Origin of the sequence: Collinsella sp. LCP19S3_B11, from assembly GCF_052121915.1 — a bacterium.
Taxonomy (GTDB): domain Bacteria; phylum Actinomycetota; class Coriobacteriia; order Coriobacteriales; family Coriobacteriaceae; genus Collinsella.
This window is the reverse complement of sequence record NZ_JBQKDI010000001.1, coordinates 107,413-117,109: the sequence shown is the minus strand read 5'-3', so window position 1 is coordinate 117,109 and position 9,697 is coordinate 107,413. Positions and strand designations below refer to the sequence as shown.

The window sequence follows — 9,697 nt, the reverse complement described above, 5'->3', positions numbered from 1 at the left end:
ATTGGCCCATCTACTACGTTTGACTCGATACCCCCGACCATACCCGCTTTTCATGCAAAATCGCAGGCGTTCTACCTGCGGTTTTGTTTTTGCGGTTTTCAGTACGGTCGGAGGTTCGCTATCTAGCCCCGTAAACCGGCATAGTTTTGTTAACGGCAGCCTAACCGCGCGTTTAAGCGCGGGGCCGGCGGGGCATTTTTGCCCCGCCGGCCCCTATTCCAGCTCTATTCCAGTGCTACTCCGGCTTGGTTTCTACCGTGGGAGTCTTGTCCGCTGCGACTGGAGTGCGGGCGGTGTCCATAGTCAGGCAGTGTTTGGGGCAGCTCTCGATGCACTCACCGCACACCACGCAGGCGTACGGATCGATCGACCAGGTACCGCCCTTGCGATCGACCGCGAGCGCGCCCGCCGGGCAACGACGCGCGCACATCCCGCAGCAGATGCACACGTCCATGTCGTTAACGATATGTCCGCGCAAACGCTCGGGCGCCGAGAGCTTCTCCTGCGGATAGCACACCGTTACCGGCTGCTTGACCATAGAGCCCAAGGCCGTCTTGGCAAATGTCAGCAAACTCATGCCGCGCCTACCTTTCCGTGCAGCTAATGCAGGGGTCGATGGTCAAGATAATCATGGGCACGTTGGCAATGAGCACGCCCTGCAGCGCATGCGTCAGACCCGCCAGGTTTTGCGATGTCGGCGTGCGCACGCGGAAACGGTCCAGGTTCTTGGTGCCGTTGCCGCGCACATAGTAGTACGCCTCGCCGCGCGGCTGCTCAATCACAACCTCGCCGCGCGCGCCGTCGGCCGGCGTAAGCTTGGTACGCCCGCCGATACCGTCATGCGGAATCTTGCCCACAAGCTCCTTGATAATGTCCATGGCCTGCGTAACCTCGGCACAACGCACCTGGCAGCGGGCATAGCAGTCGCCATCGGTAGCAACGATGGGCTCAAATGCAGCCAGGTCCGCATAGGCGCCGTCGCCGAACATGCGCACGTCGTAATCCACGCCCGAGGCGCGACCGAACGGACCGACCATCGTAAGCTCCAGCGCGTCCTTCTTGCTGATCACGCCCACACCATGCAGGCGCTCGCCGCAGCTGTCGTCGTCCAAAAAGGTATGCACCAGGGCCTCGTAGTCGGGTCGCATGGCGTCGAGCGTCTGGGCAATGCCCGCCAGCTCGGAGTCCTCAATGTCGTGCTTAAGGCCGCCGATCTCGTTGATCGACAGAATCACGCGACCACCGCACGTACTCTCAAAGATCTTGAGAATCTGCTCGCGCAGGGTCCACGACCGATAGAACAGCGCCTCAAAACCAAAGGCGTCGGCGAGCAGGCCCAGCCACAGCAGATGCGAGTGGATGCGCGAAAGCTCGTGCAAAATGGTGCGGATATACTGCACGCGGCCGGGCACCTCGATGTCGAGCATGCGCTCGCAGGCGCTGGCATAGCCATAGCTGTGACCCACGGCGCAAATGCCGCAAATGCGCTCGGCGATGTAGCCAAACTGGTGCATGTCACGCTTTTCGGTGAGCTTCTCGAGTCCGCGGTGCACAAAGCCGATCTGCGGAATTGCCTCGATAACGCGGTCGTCCTCGAGCACCAGGTCCAGGTGAAGCGGCTCGGGCAGCACCGGGTGCTGCGGGCCAAACGGAATAACGGAGCGATGTGCCATGGACCTTACGCCTCCTTTTTCTGCTTATCGCGGGCGGCTTTGGCGGCAAGCGCCGCGCGAACCTTGGCCGCTTTCTCGGGATCCATGGCGGCGAGCTTTGCCTCCATCTCGGCAGCCTTGAGCGCGTCCTTGGCGGCAGCCTCGTCATGCTGAGCATCGGAGCCGGCAGCCGCAGCGGGCTGAGCGACGGCAGCGCCCGCAGCATCGCCGACGCTCGCAGCGCCCTCCCCTGCAGCAGCCGCGGCGGCCTTCTCGGCCGCAGCCTTGCGCGCCTTGGCCTCGGCAGCGGCACGGACCTTCATGGCCTTCTCGCGCGCAGCCTTAACCTCGGGCGTGATGACGCTCATGGGCTCGGCAGTCGAGACCTGGTAGAAAAAGCCCTTAAAGTCAATCTGCATGTCGGTAATGGCAAGCCCAAACAGGTCGTGTGCCTCATTTTCAAACGGGAACACCGCAGGGTAGTACGAGCTGATGGATGGAATCTCCTGGTACTGGTCGATGCCCTCAACCACCAGGTTCTCAATCGCATAGCTGCCGTCCTGCGCGATCTGCTCCTGGGCAGCACGAACGTTGATGAACGTATAGACCAAGCGATACGTGCCGTCGTCCACATTGCGCTCGGCGTGCATCTGTACAAAGCGGGCACCGGAACCCTTGAGCGCCTGGACATGCGACAGCAGCGCATCGAGCTCGACGGTGGTATAGATTGCCTTTTGCATTACTCGGCCCCCCTTGCAGCGGCGGACGCGGCGGGCGTCCCATCAGGTGCGTCGCCAGCGGCGGGCGCGTCGCCGGCCTCAGCCGCGGCCACAAATCCGTCCTCGCCCAGCTCAACGCCGCCATCCCAGGTAGCAGCACCGCCCACGGTAAGCGGGTCGCCGCCGGCGCGCATCACGGCCTCCTTCTGGTCCAGAATGCCGCACGCCTCCACGATGGCGTCGATCACCGTCTCGGGACGAATGGCGCATCCTGGCGCGTACACATCCACGGGAATCGCGCGGTCCACGCCGCCGATCACGTTGTACGCATCGCGGAACACGCCGCCCGAGCACGCGCAGATGCCGCACGCCACCACGCACTTGGGCTCGAGCATCTGGTTGTAGATCTGGCGCACGACGGGCAAGTTCTGGGCGTTGACCGACCCCGTCACCAAAAAGATGTCCGCATGTTTGGGGTTGCCGGTGTTGACCACGCCAAAGCGCTCCGCATCGAACAGCGGCGTGAGCGAGGCCAGCACCTCGATATCGCATCCGTTGCAGCTCGAGCCGTCGTAATGAATAACCCACGGCGAGCGCGACATTTTATGATCCATGGATGCCGCCTCCTAAATAAACACGTCGACGAGGATGGGCATAAGGTTGAGCAGGCCAAACACCAGCGCCACGCCCCAGCCGAGCTTAAAGCAGCTGCGCCAGGTGCTGCGCGCGAAGGTATTGTCAATCAGCACCTCGACAAAATACGTCATGACCATAACGACCAGGGCGACCAACCAGCTCACCGGGTTGTCCCAAACAAAGAACATGCCCACCCACATCAAAAACAGCACGGTCTCGCACCAGTGCATAAGGGTCATCTTGGCCAGCGTGCCGCCGCTCATCTCGGTGGCGACGCCCTGGACGATCTCCTGATGCGCGTGATGCGAGTACGAAAGATCGAACGGCGACTTGCGCAGTTTGATGGTAAGCACCGCGAGCAGTGCGAGGAAGATGGGCGCGCTGTACACGATGATGGGGGCCGGCTGCCCCGTCACGGCGATGGAATCGAAGCTATCGGTGGCAAGGTACAGGCCCACACTCATCAGCAAAACGGCGGGCTCGTAACTCATGACCTGCAGCAGCTCGCGGTCGGCGCCGACCTGGGCAAACGGGCTTTGCGTCGAGGCGGACGCCAGCACCACAAAGATCGCAGCGAGGGTAACCATAAAGGCGCATAACAGTGTGTTGGAACCCGACACAAAGATGCCGCCGCCCACCACGGTAAAGACGAGCGCGCACGCCATGTAGGTATCGTCCACGGTGTTTACGCTGGCAGGGGCTTTGCGCAGGAGCTTGGCTACATCGTAGAACGGTTGCAGCAGACGCGGTCCCACGCGGCCCTGCATGCGGGCGGACAGCTTGCGGTCGATGCCGTCGATCAGGCCACCAACCAAAGGCGCCAGCAGGGCAAACGCCACGGTGCCTATAAAGATGCCCACGACGCCCGAGCCTTCGAAATACTTGCCGCGCAGCACCGAGGGCTCGCCCATGGCGAGCGTATCGGGACCAATCCATGCGCAGCATAGCAGCGCGAACAGGATGATGCTGCAGCACACGATGCTGCCCGCGGGGCCAATGCGCTTCTCGCCAAGGGCGTCCTCCAGGTACCAATTGCACTTTTCGGCCTTCACCTCGTGTCCCATCGAGCCGCGGAAATGACGGTAATTGTCGGTTCCCACACCCGAAAGATATACGTTTACGTGCGGTTTGTTGCTCACGCGGAATGAAGTCAGCAGCACCACGGCGATAAAAGCCACGATAACCACCATTAGATACATGGCATCCTTGCCAATAACATACGGCACGCGGCCAAACACCATGGCCAAGTAAGGCGACACCAGACCGCTCGAGATAATCGGGAACGCTACACAGCACAGAATCAGCAGCGCGGCGATAGTGTTGAGCGCTATCCATTCGGTCTTATGGACATTGCCCTCCACGTTTTCGGCCGTAGAATCCACGCCCGAGAGCTTGGCGAGCCACTTGCCCCAGAAGAAGAACGTCGCGGCCGAGCCAAAGGCCAGCACCATGATCATGAGCACATTGCCGGTCTGCGCAAACGCCACCAGGGCGCCCCACTTAGACACGAGCATGCCAAACGGCGCCACGAACATGCCCATGATGCCCAGCATCATCAGGCGCGTCAGGTGCGGCATGCGGCTGAACATGCCGTCCATGTCCTCGATATTGCGGCTGCCGATATGATGCTCGGCCGTGCCCACGCACAGGAACAGCAGCGACTTTGCCACCGTATGGAACAAGATCAAGAAGATGGCGGCCCACACGGCCTCGGGCGCGCCGACACCCAGGCAGGCACTGATGAGGCCCAGGTTGGAAATGGTGGAGTACGCGAGCACACGCTTGGCATTGCTCTGCGAGACGGCCATGAGGGCGGCGAGCAAAAACGTGATGGCGCCCACGCTCGTGACCATAAAGCCGGTCACGGGATAGGTGGCGTACAGCGGGCTCAGCTTGACCATCAAAAACACGCCGGCCTTGACCATGGTGGACGAGTGCAGCAGGGCGCTCGTGGGCGTGGGGGCGACCATGGCGCCGAGCAGCCAGGTGTGGAACGGCATCTGTGCGGCCTTGGTAAGCGCGGCGATCGACAGCAAGACGACCGGCAGCACCAGCAGCGCGGATTGCGCGGTTCCAGCGCCGGAAAGCTCGATCATGCCCGAGATGGTCAGCGGTACGCCGTTGACGTGCAGGAACATAAGGCCCGCCAAAAACGCGATGCCGCCCAGCATGTTGAGGATGATCTGGGTAAAGGCGTTTTTGATGGCCTCGGGCGTGCGCGTATAGCCAATCATAAGAAACGAGCACACGGTGGTGATTTCCCAGCCGCAGAACAGCCACTCCAGGTTGTCGCTCGTCACGATGACGAACATGGCCGAAAGGAACAGGAACATAAGCGCCAGGAACTGCGGGCGTCGGTCGGGCGCGGTCTGCCCACGCAGCGCGGCCTCGTGCTCATCGTGCGCCTGGAAGTCCTTCATGTAGCCCAGGGCATACACGCAGATCAGGCTGCCGACAATGCCGACGGCGAGCACCATGATCACGCTCATATAGTCCAGGTAGAGCGGCGTGGCGGTGACGACCTCGGCCGTGGGCAGCGTCATGGCAGCGAAGGCAACCGAACCCACCAGCTGCACCACGCCGAGCACACCGGTAAGCGCGTTCCTATATTTGAACGCGTTGTACAGGATGACGGCGCACAGAATTACGTCGACGACGGAGCTGATGATCGAGAGCACATGCGAGGTGCCGGGGGCAACCTCAAAGCCCTGCGGACCCATGCCAAAAAATAAGACGGCGACTACAACGGTCACCGCCATAATAATGCCGGAGCCTACAAGCCCTACCGCATCGCGGGCTCGGTCACTGCGCGCGAGCAGCATGCCCATCGCCGGTACCAGCGGAAACAGGGTAAGGAAATACAGTAGCGTCATACCATCACTCCCCCATGCAAAAACGCTGCAATTATTTAATGTTATAGCTCAAATTGGGAGTTCAGGCGGCAGGTTTTCGGTCAACTGGGGAGTTTTAGGCGTATGGGGTAAGGGCACGTCCGCTTTGGAGCAGAGAGGCGACGCTCCCCCTCTCGTAGCGGCGGGCGCACGGGCCACTGCGCGCGGTTTATTGACCACTTTGAAGGATGTCCCGATAGACTCGCGGCGGTCCAAAAAGTTGGCGCGGCAAGAAAAATGCGCCCCTGCGGACGCACCATCCCGTTCGCTATTCCGCCTTTTTAACGCGCGGTTTACGACCCCGCGGCTTATCGACCAAGGCGGCCTCGCCACCGTCGCGATACTGTCGGCACCAAGCTTTAACCGAAGACTCGCTGGGGATCTTGTGCTTGACCATGACCTCACGCACCGTCAGACCGTGTTCCAAGCGGTCCTTAACCACGGCAAGCTTAACGTCAAACGAATATGTGTGGTGATGAGAGCCCGCATTGAGAACGGCGTCGGCGCCGCCCACGGCATACGCACGGGCCCACTGACGGGCTGTGGCCTGGGGGATGCCAAGCTCTGCGGCGAGCGCGCGATGGCCGACCCCTTCTTGGAGGATCTCGACAGCGCGCTGCCTAATCTCGGGCGCATGCGTGCGAGTCCTTGTTGTTTCTGACATACCTGCCACTTCTACTTCTTAGCCTTAAACGTTAAATTGCTTTCTTACGTGCAAGTTAGATAGTAGCATTTTACTGTTTGCTCAAAGCAGTTAATTAAAATAGACGCGGCGCTATCTGGGAATTTGACACCAATTTACGACATTTCTTTATTGATTATTTACGCTGGTAACTAGCTCGCAGCTAATCGTCATTCGCTTGCCAGCAAAATTGGCATCTCTTTATATCCTTTGGAATAGAGGGTATGATTATTAACCCCTCCTCCAATAATTTTGAGCAGCCTGCAAGGCAGTAGACGCCTCAATCCCCATGATTAGCGCGCATTGCCGTCCACCGGGGCAAAACAAAAAGGGCGGGACCTGCTGCGCTTGCAGGCCCCGCCCCGATTGACACCCGATGGGACGCGGCCGGGCGAGACAGATCCGTGCTACCGCCCCGCCGGGCCGCGATATTCAACTACAGCTCGTTGGCCGCGTGATATGCCGTGCGAATGGCGTTCGCAATGTCGGCGGTGCGCTCGCCCGAGCAGTCGCCCACACAGGTCACGGGCACCGTAACGCCATCCAAGTCAAACGCGTTGGCCTTGGAACCGACGGCCATCACCACGTAATCGCAGGCGATCTTCACCGGCTCCTCGGCGCCGTCATCGGCAGTGCGAATGGCCTCCACGCCCTCGTCGGTAATGGCGGTCAGACGGGTCTTAACATGCTGCTCCACGTTGTGCTCTGCAAAGTCGCTCATAATCAGCGGCAGAATGGTCTCGGACTCGCCCGCGGCAATCTTGTCGAGCATCTCCACGATCGCCACTTCGCAGCCGTGCTGCAGCAGGTACTCGGCAGTCTCGGTGCCCACCAGGCCACCGCCAATGACGGCGACGCGGCCCGTAAGCTCCACCTTGCCGGCCAGCACGTCCCAGCTCGAGACGACCTTCTTAGAATCGGCACCCGGAACAGGAATGACCACGTCGTGCGCGCCCACAGCCACAATCGCGGCGTCGGCGGCGTTGAGGTCCTCAGTGGTAGCGGCATGGTTGAGCTCAACCTTCACGCCCAGGCCGGGCAGAATCTTCTCGTAATACTCGACCGAGCGCATGATCTCGTCCTTGCGCGGAGGCGCGGCCGCCAGCACAATCTGGCCGCCCAGATGATCGCTCGCCTCGTAGACGGTCACGTCGTAGCCGCGCTTGGCCGCCACGCGCGCGGCCTCCAGACCGGCAATACCGCCGCCCACAACGGCGATCTTCTTGTCGCCCTCGCCCGGCTTAATGGCGATGGTAGCCTCGTCGCCGTTCTCGGCATTGAGCACACACGAGATGTACTTGCGGTTTTGAATCGCATCGACGCAGCCCTTGTTGCAGTTGAGGCACTCGCGGATGGGCTCGCCCGTGGCGGCCTTTAGCGCAATGTCGGGGTCGCACATGAGCGAGCGGCCGTAGGCGATGATGTCGGCGGCGCCGTCTTCCAGGATCTTCTCGCCAGCCTCGACCGAGACAACACGGCCCACAGTTGCCACCGGCACGGAGACCAGGGCCTTGACGCGCTCGGCCACGGGCAGCGTCCAGTTGTAGGGCATGGCGCCCATGGACGGAATGGTGTCGCCCATATTGCCGGTGTGGTTGGCTTGTGCAACCTGGATCATATCGATGCCCGCGCCCTCGAGCAGCTTGGCAAACTCGCAGGCCTCATCGGGCTGCAGGCCGCCCTTGCCACGCAGCGTGCCGTCGGGGTTCTCCATGATCACGGGGAGCTTATACTCCACCATCAGCTGCGGCGCGGCTTCCTTGATGGCAGCGACGACCTCCAGCGCGTAGCGAACACGGTTCTCAAACGAGCCACCGTACTCGTCGGTTCGCTTGTTGAGGATCGCGGAGCACAGCGAACCCACCAGGCGGTCGCCGTGGACCTCGATGGCGTCGATGCCGGCCTGCTGTGCGCGAGCGGCCGAGGCAGCGATGGCCTCCTTGATCTGGGCGAGCTGCTCTACGCTCGCCTCGTTCACAAAGTGCTGCATGTCGTGGTGCAGCTTGGCGTATGCTTGCTTGCGGATTTCGTTGGACTCGGCCATCTTGGCGGCAAAGGTCTCCTCGTCGCCGGCGGCCTTGGCCTCCTGCGCGGCTTTGGCTGCAGCCATGGAGCCCATGACCATGCGGCCGACACCGGGCACGTCGTACTCGGGGTGGAACAGCTGCAGCGCGACCTTGGCACCGTGCTTGTGGACGGCGTCGGCCAGCGCCTTAAACGTGGGGATCTGGGCGTCGGTCGCCAGCTTGGGCGTGGGGCTTGCGGTCGTGACGGGAGCGACGTCGCCGATGACGATATAGCCCACGCCGCCACGGGCCAGACGCTCGTAAAAAGCCAGGCTGCGCTCGCCGATGGAACCGTCGCGCTCCTCATAGCCGGTGGTCAGCGGCGGGAACATAATGCGGTTCTTGAGCTCAAGGGGGCCAACCGTAATGGGCTGGAGCAGCTTGGACGCAGGTGCGGTCATGAACATTCCTCTCTTGTAGACGCGGCGGCGATGGTGCCGCGTAGTTGTTTAGAGGATATGGCATGGGGGTACAGCGGCACAACGAAAATCGGCGGATAGCAGGCAGCGGCAGGCGGATGGGGCGGGGCGGCCCGTCGGTTTGTCTCAATCTGTAACAGCTACCCAGCAAAACCGGGTCTTACTGTTACAGATCGAGATATTCCTCTCGACCCATCCTCAACAATCTAAATCTGTAACAGCTAGACCCACTTTTGACCCCTACCTGTTACAGATCGAGACAATAGAAACCATCCCAACAAAACGTCTCGATCTGTAACATCTATCGACCAAAACCGGCCCTAGGCGTTACAGATCGAGACAAACCAAACCGGGCTTCCGAATAATCTTGATCTGTAACAATTAGACGACAAAAATCGCTCCTCGTGTTACAGATTTAGACAAACGGAGGCTGGCGTGCTGGTTTGTCTCGATTTGTAACGGCCAGACGTCCAAATCGGGTCCATCTGTTACAGATCAAGATATTGTTTGAGAAGCTGCGGACCGTACCGAAAACACGATCCCGGAATAACAAAAAAGCTCGTCGGCTAGGCCGACGAGCTGCAAGTTCTTGGTCGCGGGGGCAGGATTTGAACCTACGACCTCCGGGTTAC

7 protein-coding genes are annotated in these 9,697 nt (G+C 60.8%); all 7 read right to left on the bottom strand.

Annotated elements, in window-relative coordinates; translation table 11 throughout:
- Window positions 1-235: 235 nt before the first annotated feature.
- A complete protein-coding gene (locus ACTQV4_RS00530; protein ID WP_441568993.1) occupies window positions 236-577 on the bottom strand; it encodes a 4Fe-4S dicluster domain-containing protein in 342 nt (113 codons plus the stop codon).
- 7 nt (window positions 578-584) lie between these two features.
- Window positions 585-1,673 (bottom strand): hydrogenase large subunit, encoded by a 1,089-nt coding sequence (locus ACTQV4_RS00525; RefSeq protein ID WP_441568992.1) that lies wholly within the window; start codon window positions 1,671-1,673, stop codon window positions 585-587.
- 5 nt (window positions 1,674-1,678) lie between these two features.
- Window positions 1,679-2,392: an NADH-quinone oxidoreductase subunit C gene (locus ACTQV4_RS00520; protein ID WP_441568990.1), complete on the bottom strand. Its 714-nt coding sequence runs from the start codon at window positions 2,390-2,392 to the stop codon at window positions 1,679-1,681.
- Complete coding sequence (locus ACTQV4_RS00515) at window positions 2,392-2,985, bottom strand: NADH-quinone oxidoreductase subunit B family protein (protein WP_441568988.1); 594 nt, start codon at window positions 2,983-2,985, stop codon at window positions 2,392-2,394. The genes ACTQV4_RS00520 and ACTQV4_RS00515 overlap by 1 nt, the downstream gene beginning before the upstream one ends.
- Before the next feature lie 12 nt (window positions 2,986-2,997).
- Window positions 2,998-5,880: a proton-conducting transporter transmembrane domain-containing protein gene (locus ACTQV4_RS00510; RefSeq protein WP_441568986.1), complete on the bottom strand. Its 2,883-nt coding sequence runs from the start codon at window positions 5,878-5,880 to the stop codon at window positions 2,998-3,000.
- Window positions 5,881-6,166: 286 nt separating this feature from the next.
- Window positions 6,167-6,562, bottom strand: coding sequence for a helix-turn-helix domain-containing protein (locus ACTQV4_RS00505; protein ID WP_229770663.1), 396 nt, complete (start codon window positions 6,560-6,562; stop codon window positions 6,167-6,169).
- 454 nt (window positions 6,563-7,016) lie between these two features.
- Window positions 7,017-9,047: a bilirubin reductase, long form gene (gene bilR, locus ACTQV4_RS00500; protein ID WP_441568984.1), complete on the bottom strand. Its 2,031-nt coding sequence runs from the start codon at window positions 9,045-9,047 to the stop codon at window positions 7,017-7,019.
- Window positions 9,048-9,697: the final 650 nt, after the last annotated feature.